This is a genomic window from Polynucleobacter sp. es-GGE-1, assembly GCF_018882005.1.
GTDB lineage: Bacteria > Pseudomonadota > Gammaproteobacteria > Burkholderiales > Burkholderiaceae > Polynucleobacter.
Genome location: NZ_JACVPE010000003.1, coordinates 108,135 through 120,208 on the forward strand (window position 1 = coordinate 108,135; position 12,074 = coordinate 120,208).

Below are 12,074 nucleotides of genomic sequence, written 5' to 3' on the forward strand. Positions count from 1 at the left end.
TGATTTTGCAAAGATTCTTATCAGCATTAGCGATGCAAATCTCCATCGGTATTGCGACGATTCTTTTTTCAGGTGTAGCGATCTCGCAAAGTGAGAGTGGCTCAGACCAATTGCGCCAGTTTGTGCGTAACTCCAAAACGGCAGAAGGTGATTTTGTACAACAGCAGTTGCGCGCGCCGAAAGGGAATGAGCCGCAAGACAAAGGTCTCAAAGTCGTGCGTCAGACGCAAGGCCATTTTGTATTTCAGCGTCCGGGTCGTTTTGTGTGGGATACCCAAAAACCATATGAGCAAAAACTGATTGCAAATGGCAATCAACTCATCTTATGGGATAAGGATTTAAATCAAGCCACTTTTCGTCCAGCAGGACAAGCGTTGGCATCAACACCAGCAGCTATTTTGTTTGGTGAAAACTCATTAGATCAACATTTTGAATTGATCGAGGGAGAAGAGCGCTTAGGAATGAAATGGGTCGCCTTAGTTCCTAATAGTGACCCCAATGCCAAGAAACAAGGTGACCTGCCATATACCAAGATCTCGATTGGTATGGTCAATGGACTACCTAAAGCGCTGGAGTTAATGGATGGCCTGGGAAGTGTGGTCTTAGTCACCCTCGATAAAATCCAACTCAATGTTCATTTGCCTGCCAACCGCTTTAATTTCACGCCTCCTGCAGGAGCTGAAGTCTTACGCTTAAACTAGAGTCTAAATAAACAAGCACACCTAATCTATAGAGCATTAAATGATTGATCCGCAATTACTCCGCAAAGATATCGCTGCTGTTGCAGCGCGTTTAGCTACTCGTAAATTCCAGCTAGATGTTGAGAGGTTCAACACCCTTGAGTCTGAGCGTAAGTCTTTACAAACTAGCACTGAAGAATTACAAGCCAAACGCAATCAGTTGTCTAAAGCGATCGGCATGAAGAAAGGCAAAGGCGAGGATGCCTCTGCTGAGATGGTTGAAGTTGCTCAAGTTAATACTGATATGGAAGCTGGTGCAAGCAGATTAAGCACGCTACAAGTCGAGATTTCTGATTTCTTGATGGGTATTCCCAATCTGCCAGATGATTCTGTGCCAACGGGTAAAGACGAAACTGAAAATAAAGAAATCAAGCGGTGGGGTACAGAACCTATATTTGATTTTGAGATCAAAGATCACATAGATCTAGGCGGTCCATTAGGATTGGATTTTGAAGTAGCTGCCAAGATTAGCGGTTCTCGCTTCGTGGTTCTCAAAGGGCCGATTGCAAGATTACATCGTGCCTTAGCGCAATTCATGATCGATACCCATGCAAGTAATCATGGTTACCAAGAAGTCTATGCGCCTTATATGGTAAACGCTGCCTCAATGCGTGGTACTGGCCAATTACCGAAGTTTGAAGAAGACCTCTTTAAGGTTCCTCGTCAAATGGGTGAGGAGGATGGTAACAGAGAGTCAAAAACGGAAAACTTCTACCTCATTCCAACGGCGGAAGTTCCGGTAACTAATTTAGTAAGAGATGAGATCGTCAATGCCGATAATCTCCCTCTAAAGTTTGTTGCTCATACCCCATGCTTTCGCTCTGAAGCCGGTAGTTATGGTCGTGATGTCCGCGGGATGATTCGTCAACATCAGTTTGACAAAGTCGAGTTAGTGCAAATCACTAAACCAGAAAACTCCATGCAAGCCCTCGAAGATTTAACGGGTCATGCTGAGAAGATTTTAGAGTTGCTCGGATTGCCATACAGAAAGGTATTGCTCTGTACTGGTGATATGGGATTCGGTAGCACTAAGACTTACGACTTAGAGGTATGGGTGCCTTCACAAAAGGCATACAGAGAAATTAGTTCTTGCTCCAGCATGGGTGACTTCCAAGCAAGACGGATGCAGGCTAGATTTAAGGAGGGGCAAGGCAAGCCAGAACTCCTACATACATTAAATGGTTCTGGACTTGCAGTGGGCAGGACATTGGTCGCGTTAATTGAAAACAAGCAACAGGTGGACGGCAGCATTGCGATTCCAAAAGCATTACAATCCTATTTGGGTGGTTTAGAGTTATTAAAGCCGAATTAAATTAATACAGCTTTAATTTTTACTCTATCAGCATTTTTTGCTAAAACCTTATCAAGTGTTGCTAAAGATTTGGATTTGAATTGTTTCGCGGCGGCCAAATGAAGTGAGTCACCAGCCCTAAGGCTTGACTTGCTATCAACAACCAATATTCCAGCGGAATAATACGTTTTAGTCTCAATGGGCAATAGCTCAATATCATTTTGACAGAGGTCGTCAAATTTTTTCCAGGCTTCGCGACTTTGCTTCTCTGTTATTTGATTTGTTCTGACTTTAAGGCTAAGTGCGCTGGCGAATTCGGCAAATGTCCAGGTTGAAGAAATCATTCTTGCTGAACTATTTTCATGCCATTTGTCAACGGCATCGCTCTTTGATTCTGTTGTACATAGGGCTACAAAAATACTTGTATCAACATAAATCATTAGTAGCGTGCCTCAGAACGAACTTCATCCATTACAGATTTGCCCATTTTCAGTGTAGCCCTGAACGCTCTTAGTTGCGCTGCAATTGCTTTGCGATCCAATTTCTGCGGCCTAATTATTAAGGAGCCATCCTTTGATAGGGTTGCCTCAACTTTGTCACCTTCCTTAAGGTGAATTTGTTTGATGAGTGATGCCGGAATACGCATTGCAAGACTGTTGCCCCACTTTGAAATTTGAATATTCATGCTATTTCTCCTTACTATGGATATACATTAATGTATATCCATAGTAACGTAATTAATTTATCTATGCAAATAATTTGCAATACCCAACATTGAGCAAGTGACTTTATTAGACGATAGCTATAATTGCCCTTCGGTTCGGAGAGGTGGCAGAGTGGTCGAATGTACCTGACTCGAAATCAGGCGTACTGTCAAAGGTACCGAGGGTTCGAATCCCTCCCTCTCCGCCAAATTGTCAAAATAGTGCTTAAATCTATCAACGACCTTATTTTTAGTGAGTAAGATCTCGAACGGTTAAAGGAAGCTCATATCATGATGACCCCCGATGAGATAGAAAAATTAATACCTGCAGAAACTGCTAAATTTCGCTCACCCATTCCTACTCAAGCGATATCAAGCGATGAGTTTATGCCGTCTATACAAACTCCTAAGCAAAAAGAGCTTGAGAAGCGTATTAAAGAACTTGGCTCAAGACTTGCCAAGCATCAAGGGGTCTCTCGCCGGAGATTCTTTCAAGGTGCCGCAGGAATGGCGGCAGCCTTTGTTGCCATGAATGAAACCTTTGGCCCGCTTTATGGGGTTAGTCACGCTGAAGCGGCAACACCAGAACTGGCAAACGAACGCGCTGCATCGCTCAAAAGTCAATTCATCATGGATATGCATACTCACTATCTGCGAGATGACACTCGCTTAGAGGGGTTCGTCAGATCACGCGAGGCGGTAGGGAAGGCGGCTTGGAATCCCGCCCTTGCAGGCAAGCCACAAACTTTAGATGATTTGAAATTTGCAAACTATTTTAAAGAGGTCTTCTTAGATAGTGATACTAAAGTCGCCTTAATTTCCGGATCAGGCTCCGAAGATCCTCGGGATTGGTTTCTAACGAATGAAATGAAGGCACAGGCACGTAAAACAGTAAACCAAGAGGCTGGTACTAAGCGCATGTTCTCACATGCAATTTTCATGCCCGGAACACCTGGATGGCTAGAAAAAGCAGAAGCAGATTATGAAAACCTCAAGCCAGATTCATTTAAAGGCTACACCATTGGCGATAACACCAATAAACAACTTTCTACACATCCTTGGCGGCTTGATGATGAGAAGTTGCTGTATCCCTTTTATGAAAAGCTAGCAAAGTGGAGTAAGACGCAGCCAAGTCTTGCGAACGTTTGTGTGCATAAAGGTTTATATCCACCGTCTGTAACACAGCAGTACCCACATCTATTGCCTTATGCAAAAGTCGATGACGTTGCCAAAGCGGCAAAAGATTGGCCACAATTAAATTTCGTAATTTATCACTCCGCCTTTCGCTATACAGGTGGCACTTGGGATGAGGGTTGGCAGCAGTTCAGGCGCACAGGCCGAATTGACTGGGTAACTGACTTGGCACAGATTCCTCAAAAAGCCGGTGTCAATAATGTCTATGGTGATTTAGGACAAATCTTTGCTCAGAGTACTATTGCTGAACCAAGACTCTGTGCTGCGATGTTAGGTCAACTTATTCAGGGCCTTGGTTCTGATCACGTTGTCTGGGGAACCGATGCCATCTGGACAGGATCACCGCAATGGCAGATTGAAGCCTTACGCCGTCTTGAGATCCCAGAGGATATGCAAAAGAAGTATGGTTTTAGCCCCTTAGGCTCTGCTGATGGACCAGTCAAACGCGCTATCTTTGGCGATAACTCAGCGCGACTCTATCACTTTACTCAAGCACAACGCAGTGCGCTTGCAGGGGATAAGGTGGCTCTGGCTAAATTTAGTTATGACGAGTTTGGTGATGGTAGAACCAATCTGCGATATGGCTATATGCAAGTATAGATTGGGGTAATTTAATTGCAAGGTAAAAACATGGCTAGTTTTACAGCTGTATTGAGTCGGCTTTTCTTGGTATGTATGGGCGTCATCTTGCTTGCCTGCTCAACACCACCGAGCAGATTTGGTGTTTATCAGCAGTCTGATGGAACTATTGGCGTGCATTCTCCAAAGGATGCCAAGGAAGAAGAAGCTCAGGAAATGGCGGTAGCAGAGTGCAAGAAGCTCGGAAAACGAACTGCGACGATTGTTGATAGTCGGAAAACGGTCAATGACCGCTTTCCGATGACGTACAACTATTTGTGTAGATGAGTCTTAAATTAAGTGAGATGAAGCGATTAGCTTAGCAACCATTTCTTAATAGACTTATTGACACACATAGCATCTAAGGCAAGACCAAAGAACTCAGAGCCATTAGTGACCATGCTTTCAATGGCTTCTACTTTGCCTGACTTGATGCCGCGTAGATAAGTCGCTGCACGATAACGCAGGAAGTGCTCAGTTTCACCTTCTTCATTCTCCGTTGAGCAAAGTTCTAGATTGCCATAGCGGGTTTCAGGATTGATATTGAGGATGGATAAGCTTAATGCACCAACTAATTTCTCTGGTACTGGGATTGGTACATAGGAGTAAAGCGAAATCAACATCTCTTCTTCATCTACTTCAATGATGTGATCAATATCCAAAACATCTTGTTCAGTTAACTCAGTCTCACCTGAATCGCCACCACCAAAAGTAGACTCAAACTGCAACATTGCCGTATTGCTGCCTTTGGAGATTTCGATCATGTCAGGGTAGCCAAGCAAACCTTTCCACCAATACATGAGAGAGAAAGTGCAGGGCTTTACCTCTACCAACCCTTTGTTAGTCGATTTAGCGAAGTAGAGACCATAAAACTCATCCTCTTTTTCTAGACCATATTGATCAACCTTAGATGATTTGGCAACAGGTTTAGTGCTAGCCTTTTTGCTAACTTTCTTCGCTGCTGGTTTCTTAGTGGGCTTCTTAGCTACCGCTTTTTTAGCAGCAGGTTTCACTACCTTTTTTACCGTCTTTTTAGAGGCTACTTTTTTAGCAGCTACCTTCTTAACAGCTTTCTTTGTAGGGGCTTTTTTTACCACCTTGGTCGCTACTTTCTTTTTTGCTGGTGACTTCTTTGTAGCCATGGTCTATTACCCTTCATTTTTGGTAGTTAATGTGCATCAGCACTGGTAGATATTACTGCAAATTAATTGCAATAAATACTAAGCCTATATGGGGTTTTTCCTGCTAAATATATTACGTGGGGCAGAATAAAAATATTGCCTAGCTTATTGTTCTCTTGGGTAGGCATTGATACACTGAAACTACGCATTATGAATAAACCCAGTCACTTTTGAATGAGGGAATCTATGTTTCCAGAATATCGCGAATTAATCACCAAGCTAAAGACAACAGACCGTCACTTTTCCCATCTGTTTGATAAACACAATAACCTGGATGCCAAGATTCTGCGGATGGAAGACCATAAAGAGCCGAGTACGCCAGAGGAAATTGAAACTCTAAAGAAAGAAAAGTTGCTACTAAAAGACCAGATATACGCAGTGCTTAAGAAAGCCAGTGCCCAATAGAGGGGTTAATCTTTCTTGAGGAAGCAGGCTTTGAGCAACTGATTGCCTGCTTCTGTTGTGCGCCCACCTCATGGCTACATTGGCCGTAAACATCGTTATCCCCATCGGGGTAGCTAAGCTCTTCTTGACAGGCGGGGCATTTAGGTAAGTTATTTGTGCCCATTTAAAATGAAGATGTAATGAACAAATCTCTCAAACTCTTCTTACTCTTTTTGGCATCTATTGTTGCTATCGCTACTTTAGGCATTTGGTATGCAGCATCGTCGATCAACCCAGCTCAGTTAACGCAATTGCTGAGTTCCTCCGTGAAAGACGCTACCGGCCGTGATTTGAAGATTGCTGGACCTGTTAGCCTGAAATTATTTCCCTCACTGGGGATTGTTGCACAGAAAGTTTCTTTGAGTAATGCATCATGGGCTGGTAAGACTGATATGTTAACGGTCAAGCATGTAGAGTTAGATATCGAATTACTCCCCTTGTTAAGAAAAGAGATTGCATTCAATGCGATCAATCTGAATGGTGTAGAGGCACAATTACAGACCAATAAAGCTGGCGACGGTAACTGGGATTTCTCGCCACCAGTTTCATTGGGAGCTAAGGTGAGCAATGCGACTCAGTCACCATCGAATAGTTCTGTAGCTGCATCAAGTTCGACCTCAGACCAAGTTGACCCTGTCAGGATTAAAAATTTCAGCATTACAGATGCACATTTGAGTTATGAAGGTTTTGGTGCTGAACCTAAATCTATTCTGCTGTCTAAGTTATCGCTAGTGGGTAGTAGCAATAAAACAGAGATAGTGGGTCAAGCGCAGTACGCCAACTATCAATTACTGATTAAAGGCAGGACTAGTAATTTGCATAATGCTTTAGACAACTGGGATCTGAGCCCCGTCAAACTGCCCTTAGATTTTGATCTCACAGTGAATGGCAAAACCTTGGCCATCAATGGCGAAATAGATAAAAAGCCTAAGAGCTTGCCAAACTTTAATATCAATCTGAGCTCTAAAGCTTTTGAGTTTGCTCCCTTAGCTGGCTCAGCAGTCCTCGCTGGCGCTAGTGGTGCTAAAAGCTCTCCCTCTTCAAAACCACGTGGAAAGTTTTTCTTTAGTGATGAAGCCTTGCCATTCGATATGTTGCCCTATGCTAGTGGAAAGCTTGCTATCAATATTCAAGAGCTGAGTATTCCAGGTCATGTGCCGCTGACGGATTTAAAAGGAATCTTTGTTTTTAATGGCCCTAAAATCGATGTCAATGATCTCTCTTTCGGTCTTGGCAAAGGTACTGCTCAAGTGCGCGCTAGCCTTGCTGAATTTCAAGGTCCTAATCCGCGCATTTCAATGAAAGGTATGGCAAAGGGATTTACTCTGGAGCAGCTGATGGATGCAGTTGATGCTAATACGAAGGTCAAGGGTGGAGATACAGAGCTTGCCTTTAATCTTCGCAGTACTGGAATTTCGATGCATCAATTAGCGAGTCGGGCAAATGGCGCAGTGCAAGTTTCGATTGGTAAAGGTAGTCTAGATTCTCGCTTTATCGATGGTGGTGGTGATCTCCTCATCACGATTGTGAATGCCGTGAACCCAATGCGTAAGCAAACTGATCAAACCTTGTTAGAGTGCGCAGTTGTCTATCTACCAGTCAGTAATGGCCAGGTCGCCTTGAATGATTCTATTGGGGTGGTAACAGATCGTTTGGATATGGTGCTATCTGGCTCAGTAGATTTAAAAACAGAGGCTTTAAATATCAAGATTGATCCTAGAGAAAAATCTGGACTGACAACGGGCGTCAATTTAGCGGGCTTATTGAAGCTTCAGGGAACCTTGCTCAATCCTCAGGCAGGTGTCAATAAAGAAGGCGTAGTGAACAGCGCTATATCGATTGGCTTAGGGATTCTGACAGGTGGGGCAACGATCTTGGCTGAGAACGCTAAATCTATCGCTACCAAGAATGCGGTCCAGCCTTGTAAAGCAGCGCTACATTCTTGGTCAGATATTTATCCAGGTGCTAATTAGTTAAAAAACTAAGCCGCTCACAAATAGGCTAAACAAAGAAATAAAGATGCTGGCAAAGAATGCGGTCCAGAAGCTGGAGATCGTAAAGCCACTCACTACTGCTGATACCAGCATTAACACCAAGGCATTCACTACCAATAAGAAGAGACCCAAGGTCAACACGGTTAATGGCAATGTTAGCAATATCAGCAGAGGCTTCACGATGGCATTAGCAAAGCCGAGCAGCAGGGCGGCGATTAATAGCGAGCCGCCATCAGCAAATCGCAGGCCGCTAAAGATATAACTAGCCACCCATAGAGACAAGGAAGTTAAACCCCATTGAATTAGAAATGGCATTAAGTTGCCCATGATTTATCCTTTTAATTATTATTAATGATTGGTCTAGTGTTTATATAGTATCAGCCGATCTAATAATGCGGCGGAATATCATCTTTTAAGCTACCACTACCTGCACCACCACTGCTAGCTTGCTCTTTAATGGCTTTGAGTTCGCGATACAGAAATTCAATTTGCTGTTGTTGTTTATAGACAGTCTCATTGAGTTTCTCAATAAGGTCCTCAGTAAAACTGAGTTTGATTTCGAGGTTGGTAATTCTGTCATCAGTCATTGGCGGCGCCTTATTTAGTAACAAGCTCAAATCGACCATCTTCCATTTCAGCTTTGGGTCTAATCCAAAAATCGTGCGATTGGAGTGATTCATAGACATAAGCTGGCTCTAGAGTGGCTTCAATATTTGCTAGAAAAGCGACCTTATAAAATCCACCGGTCTTTACATGTCTCAACTTTGCTCCAGGTTTAAAAAGTCCATCATCAGGATCAGCCATTTTGGGTTTACTCATAAAACGCACTTTCTAGGTATGATTTAGTGATGGCAAATTCCATCCCGTACTCCATTCTAGATATATCTCCCATTCCACAGGGGTTTACTGCCGCCGATGCGCTGCGAAACTCCTTGGATGTGGCGCAGCATGCTGAGAAGTGGGGCTATACCCGCTATTGGGTAGCAGAGCATCACAATATGACTGGTAACGCTAGCTCAGCAACGGCTGTATTGCTTGGATACTTGGCAGCGGGTACATCACATATTAAAGTAGGCTCTGGTGGAGTGATGCTCCCCAATCATGCCCCTCTAGTGATTGCAGAACAATTTGGCACTCTAGAATCTCTATATCCTGGTCGTATTGAGTTGGGCTTAGGCCGAGCACCTGGAACTGATCAAATGACAGCGCGCGCATTGCGTCGTGATCTACTAGGCAGCGATGATCGCTTCCCCCAAGACGTGCGCGAACTACAGCATTACTTTGGACCTATTCAGGAGGGGCAGTCTGTAAAAGCGATTCCAGGAGCCGATACTAATGTGCCGATTTGGATCTTAGGCTCTAGTCTCTATGGCGCTCAATTGGCCGCTCATTTTGGTTTACCGTATGCCTTTGCATCTCATTTTGCGCCTGAGCAGCTATTAGAGGCGATGTCGATTTATCGAGAACTCTTTAAACCATCTGCGCAACAAGCGACACCTTATTCTGCATTTGTCATGAATGTGGTAGCTGCCGATACCGATGAAGAGGCGCAGTATCTGTTTACAAGCTTGCAACAAAATGTAGTGCGCATGCGTCGCAATACACGTGGTCAACTACCTCCGCCAATTGCTGATCTGGATGGGTTTTGTGAACCCCATGAGCAAGCAGCGGCAGCACACACTTTGCAATGTTCTTTGGTGGGTTCAATCGAGACGATTAAAAAAGGAATACGTACTTGGTTAGATCGTACCGGTGCAAATGAAATCTTATTTACTGGCCAGATCTTTGATCATCAAGCGCGTCTCAAATCATTTGAGATAGCAGCGAGGGCTGCTCAAAGTCTATAAAGCGTTCACTCCAAAATAGCGTTGTAGTCAGAGGTGATGTAAACACTTTCCTTTGTGGCTTTATTCGCTAGCTTGAGGACTTCATTGTCTTTGCTGATCAACATGCAGGGCTTTGCCGTATAAGCAATGTTTAAAAAGACTTGATCATCTGGATCACGACATTGCCATGGTGCGTTGATCAAGGTTTTGTCGTCTATGGTTCTAGCCAAACTGCGCCACTCATTAAGGATATTTACTTGATGAATTTGTTCAAGACAGAAGAGGGGGCGACTAATAACATCAGCAAGCTCTTCAAAAGTTTTTGGGCTTGCTAAAGCATGAATCTGCCTATTAATGAGTGCCTGCTTGAGATGAATTGCTCTGAAGTCATTAAATACAAAGATATCTAATAAGACATTGGTATCAAAGATAACAGACTTCATTTAGTCTAACTTTGATTGGAGCGCCAGATTTCTGGGGTGATGGTCACCTGGCCTTGATCGGACGAAATATAGGCTTCACCATCTTGAATATTGACGTGGATGACCATACTGCGCTCAACCAGCTTATTGAGCTCTTTAGCCTGTTCTGCGGGAATGGAAATGACTTGTAGATTACGAGCACGATTTAGTTTGTTGGCAATGCCATCCCACCAGATTTTGCTAGTATGCCCACCATAGCAATACACAACGACTTGGTCTGCCCTTCCACAGGCTTTGAGAATGCGCCGTTCATCGGGTTGACCAATTTCAATCCAGAGCTTAATAGCATCTGTCAGATCTTTAATCCATAAATCAGGTTCATCGGTATCGCTCAAGCCTTTTGTGAAGACGAGGTCTTCATGAGCCTGCAATGCAAAAGCGATGATTCTGACCATCATTCGTTCCTCAGTTTCAGAGGGGTGCTTTGCGATGGTTAGAGAATGACTGCCATAGTAGTGGCGGTCTGAATCTGCGACATGAAGGTCGACTTTATGAATAGTTGCGCGGAGAGCCATACGGCATTATCGCCTTTAAATGGTGGCACCTCAGATTGCCGTATCATTTTAGTAATTTATTCTTCCCTTGGGTCTTCTATGAATACTGCTATTACTTGGAAAATTCGCATTGCAGCGATTTTTTTGATAGGTATTTGTGCTGCCAGTTTTCATCATGCAGCATTAGCGGCAGATGTATGGCCGAGTAAGCCCATGAAGATCATCGTACCTTTTTCTCCCGGAAGTGTTCAGGATGCTTTGGCAAGATCATTTTCCAATGAATTAGGTTCAGCACTAGGTGAACCAGTCGTAGTTGAAAACAAAGCAGGTGCAGGTGGTGCAGTTGGCACTGGCATTGTAGGAAAGTCTGCGCCCGATGGATATACCTTTTTAATGGCAGCCGCAAGTCATAACATTAATGGCAGCCTATTTAATAAACTCAGTTTTGATCCGATAAAAGATTTTACGGGCGCAGCATATATTGGTACTAGTAGTTACATCATGATGACCAATGCAGAGTTTCCAGCGAAGTCTGTTGCAGAGTTTATTGCCTTAGCAAAAGCAAACCCAGGGCAATATAACTATGCCAGCGCCGGCAATGGCAGTGCTTCACATTTGGCCATGGCTCACTTTAATAGTATGGCCGGAATTCAGCTGGTGCATATTCCAACCAAGGGTACGGGAGACGCTATTACCGAGTTGTTAGCAGGACGTGCTCAAGCAGTCATCGCTGCTAATGTAGCGGCATTGCCTTTTGCTAATGATTCACGGATTCGTTTCTTGGGCGTTTCCTCAGAAAAACCATCACCGTTTGTGCCTGGTGTTCCTCCAATTGGCGATACCTTGAAAGGCTATGTCTTTGATAGCTGGTTTGGGCTACTTGCCCCAGCTAGTACTCCGAATAAAATCATCACGAAGATGCAATCTGAAATGAGTAAGTTATTAAAGCAGCCAGAGATTATTGAACGTATGCGCCGCCAAGGTATTGAAATTGGCAACTTATCACCTAATGACTTCAATCAGCTATTGGTGAGGGATTATGTACGTATGGCTAATGTAGTAAAAGCTTCCGGCGCGAAAGCCGAATAAGAAAATGAATATGTACCG

Annotated in this window: 16 protein-coding genes and 1 tRNA gene; 9 read left to right on the top strand and 8 right to left on the bottom strand. The window is 43.8% G+C overall.

The window, feature by feature from the left end; all coding sequences use genetic code 11:
* The first annotated feature begins 5 nt into the window (after positions 1-5).
* Together ICN35_RS02620 and serS are read left to right on the top strand one after the other, a co-directional pair.
* Positions 6-701 carry an outer membrane lipoprotein carrier protein LolA gene (locus tag ICN35_RS02620; RefSeq protein ID WP_216124045.1) on the top strand — a complete coding sequence of 232 codons (696 nt, stop codon included), beginning with the start codon at positions 6-8 and terminating at the stop codon, positions 699-701.
* Positions 702-741: 40 nt separating this feature from the next.
* A complete protein-coding gene (gene serS / locus ICN35_RS02625) occupies positions 742-2,052 on the top strand; it encodes a serine--tRNA ligase (RefSeq protein ID WP_216124050.1) in 1,311 nt (436 codons plus the stop codon).
* Here serS and ICN35_RS02630 read toward each other — a convergent pair.
* Together ICN35_RS02630 and ICN35_RS02635 are read right to left on the bottom strand one after the other, a co-directional pair.
* Positions 2,049-2,471, bottom strand: coding sequence for a type II toxin-antitoxin system VapC family toxin (locus tag ICN35_RS02630; protein WP_216124052.1), 423 nt, complete (start codon positions 2,469-2,471; stop codon positions 2,049-2,051). The two genes, serS and ICN35_RS02630, sit on opposite strands and share 4 nt — an antisense overlap.
* Entirely contained in the window at positions 2,471-2,716 is a 246-nt protein-coding gene (locus ICN35_RS02635) for an AbrB/MazE/SpoVT family DNA-binding domain-containing protein (RefSeq protein ID WP_216124054.1), read from the bottom strand. Before ICN35_RS02635 ends, ICN35_RS02630 begins: the two co-directional genes overlap by 1 nt.
* A gap of 137 nt (positions 2,717-2,853) precedes the next feature.
* Between ICN35_RS02635 and ICN35_RS02640 the strand changes: the two genes are divergently transcribed.
* The 3 genes from ICN35_RS02640 (at position 2,854) to ICN35_RS02650 (ending at position 4,834) form a co-directional block, all read left to right on the top strand.
* Positions 2,854-2,943: transfer RNA gene (locus ICN35_RS02640), tRNA-Ser, on the top strand.
* 82 nt (positions 2,944-3,025) lie between these two features.
* Entirely contained in the window at positions 3,026-4,528 is a 1,503-nt protein-coding gene (locus ICN35_RS02645; protein ID WP_216124056.1) for an amidohydrolase family protein, read from the top strand.
* 30 nt (positions 4,529-4,558) lie between these two features.
* A complete protein-coding gene (locus ICN35_RS02650) occupies positions 4,559-4,834 on the top strand; it encodes a hypothetical protein (RefSeq protein ID WP_255535682.1) in 276 nt (91 codons plus the stop codon).
* A gap of 26 nt (positions 4,835-4,860) precedes the next feature.
* On the opposite strand, the gene ICN35_RS02655 is transcribed toward ICN35_RS02650, so the two are convergent.
* Entirely contained in the window at positions 4,861-5,688 is an 828-nt protein-coding gene (locus ICN35_RS02655) for a hypothetical protein (RefSeq protein ID WP_216124058.1), read from the bottom strand.
* A 225-nt stretch (positions 5,689-5,913) separates the two neighbouring features.
* Here ICN35_RS02655 and ICN35_RS02660 point away from each other — a divergent pair, with 225 nt between their 5' ends.
* Together ICN35_RS02660 and ICN35_RS02665 are read left to right on the top strand one after the other, a co-directional pair.
* Positions 5,914-6,132, top strand: coding sequence for a YdcH family protein (locus ICN35_RS02660; protein ID WP_216124060.1), 219 nt, complete (start codon positions 5,914-5,916; stop codon positions 6,130-6,132).
* A 179-nt stretch (positions 6,133-6,311) separates the two neighbouring features.
* The gene (locus tag ICN35_RS02665) at positions 6,312-8,144 is read left to right on the top strand and encodes an AsmA family protein (RefSeq protein WP_216124061.1); all 1,833 of its coding nucleotides are present in this window, start codon (positions 6,312-6,314) and stop codon (positions 8,142-8,144) included.
* On the opposite strand, the gene ICN35_RS02670 is transcribed toward ICN35_RS02665, so the two are convergent.
* From ICN35_RS02670 to ICN35_RS02680, 3 genes are read right to left on the bottom strand one after another with little or no spacing between them, the layout of a single operon-like run.
* Positions 8,145-8,495: a phage holin family protein gene (locus ICN35_RS02670; RefSeq protein WP_215297330.1), complete on the bottom strand. Its 351-nt coding sequence runs from the start codon at positions 8,493-8,495 to the stop codon at positions 8,145-8,147.
* A 56-nt stretch (positions 8,496-8,551) separates the two neighbouring features.
* Positions 8,552-8,752 carry a SlyX family protein gene (locus ICN35_RS02675; RefSeq protein WP_216124062.1) on the bottom strand — a complete coding sequence of 67 codons (201 nt, stop codon included), beginning with the start codon at positions 8,750-8,752 and terminating at the stop codon, positions 8,552-8,554.
* A 10-nt stretch (positions 8,753-8,762) separates the two neighbouring features.
* The gene (locus ICN35_RS02680; protein ID WP_215296671.1) at positions 8,763-8,984 is read right to left on the bottom strand and encodes a hypothetical protein; all 222 of its coding nucleotides are present in this window, start codon (positions 8,982-8,984) and stop codon (positions 8,763-8,765) included.
* A 29-nt stretch (positions 8,985-9,013) separates the two neighbouring features.
* Here ICN35_RS02680 and ICN35_RS02685 point away from each other — a divergent pair, with 29 nt between their 5' ends.
* Positions 9,014-10,012 (top strand): LLM class flavin-dependent oxidoreductase, encoded by a 999-nt coding sequence (locus ICN35_RS02685; RefSeq protein ID WP_216124063.1) that lies wholly within the window; start codon positions 9,014-9,016, stop codon positions 10,010-10,012.
* A gap of 5 nt (positions 10,013-10,017) precedes the next feature.
* Here ICN35_RS02685 and ICN35_RS02690 read toward each other — a convergent pair whose 3' ends face one another.
* Entirely contained in the window at positions 10,018-10,434 is a 417-nt protein-coding gene (locus ICN35_RS02690) for a putative toxin-antitoxin system toxin component, PIN family (RefSeq protein WP_216124064.1), read from the bottom strand.
* A 5-nt stretch (positions 10,435-10,439) separates the two neighbouring features.
* A complete protein-coding gene (locus ICN35_RS02695) occupies positions 10,440-10,988 on the bottom strand; it encodes a YaeQ family protein (protein ID WP_216124065.1) in 549 nt (182 codons plus the stop codon).
* A 78-nt stretch (positions 10,989-11,066) separates the two neighbouring features.
* Between ICN35_RS02695 and ICN35_RS02700 the strand changes: the two genes are divergently transcribed.
* On the top strand, positions 11,067-12,056 hold the full coding sequence (locus ICN35_RS02700) for a tripartite tricarboxylate transporter substrate-binding protein (protein WP_216124067.1): 990 nt from the start codon (positions 11,067-11,069) through the stop codon (positions 12,054-12,056).
* Positions 12,057-12,074: the final 18 nt, after the last annotated feature.

Coding starts and splice junctions, on each gene's coding strand:
- serS (WP_216124050.1), top strand. CDS start 742: ATGATTGATCCGCAATTACTCCGCAAAGATATCGCTGCTGTTGCAGCG.
- ICN35_RS02630 (WP_216124052.1), bottom strand. CDS start 2,471: ATGATTTATGTTGATACAAGTATTTTTGTAGCCCTATGTACAACAGAA.
- ICN35_RS02635 (WP_216124054.1), bottom strand. CDS start 2,716: ATGAATATTCAAATTTCAAAGTGGGGCAACAGTCTTGCAATGCGTATT.
- ICN35_RS02645 (WP_216124056.1), top strand. CDS start 3,026: ATGATGACCCCCGATGAGATAGAAAAATTAATACCTGCAGAAACTGCT.
- ICN35_RS02650 (WP_255535682.1), top strand. CDS start 4,559: ATGGCTAGTTTTACAGCTGTATTGAGTCGGCTTTTCTTGGTATGTATG.
- ICN35_RS02655 (WP_216124058.1), bottom strand. CDS start 5,688: ATGGCTACAAAGAAGTCACCAGCAAAAAAGAAAGTAGCGACCAAGGTG.
- ICN35_RS02660 (WP_216124060.1), top strand. CDS start 5,914: ATGTTTCCAGAATATCGCGAATTAATCACCAAGCTAAAGACAACAGAC.
- ICN35_RS02665 (WP_216124061.1), top strand. CDS start 6,312: ATGAACAAATCTCTCAAACTCTTCTTACTCTTTTTGGCATCTATTGTT.
- ICN35_RS02675 (WP_216124062.1), bottom strand. CDS start 8,752: ATGACTGATGACAGAATTACCAACCTCGAAATCAAACTCAGTTTTACT.
- ICN35_RS02680 (WP_215296671.1), bottom strand. CDS start 8,984: ATGAGTAAACCCAAAATGGCTGATCCTGATGATGGACTTTTTAAACCT.
- ICN35_RS02685 (WP_216124063.1), top strand. CDS start 9,014: ATGGCAAATTCCATCCCGTACTCCATTCTAGATATATCTCCCATTCCA.
- ICN35_RS02690 (WP_216124064.1), bottom strand. CDS start 10,434: ATGAAGTCTGTTATCTTTGATACCAATGTCTTATTAGATATCTTTGTA.
- ICN35_RS02695 (WP_216124065.1), bottom strand. CDS start 10,988: ATGGCTCTCCGCGCAACTATTCATAAAGTCGACCTTCATGTCGCAGAT.
- ICN35_RS02700 (WP_216124067.1), top strand. CDS start 11,067: ATGAATACTGCTATTACTTGGAAAATTCGCATTGCAGCGATTTTTTTG.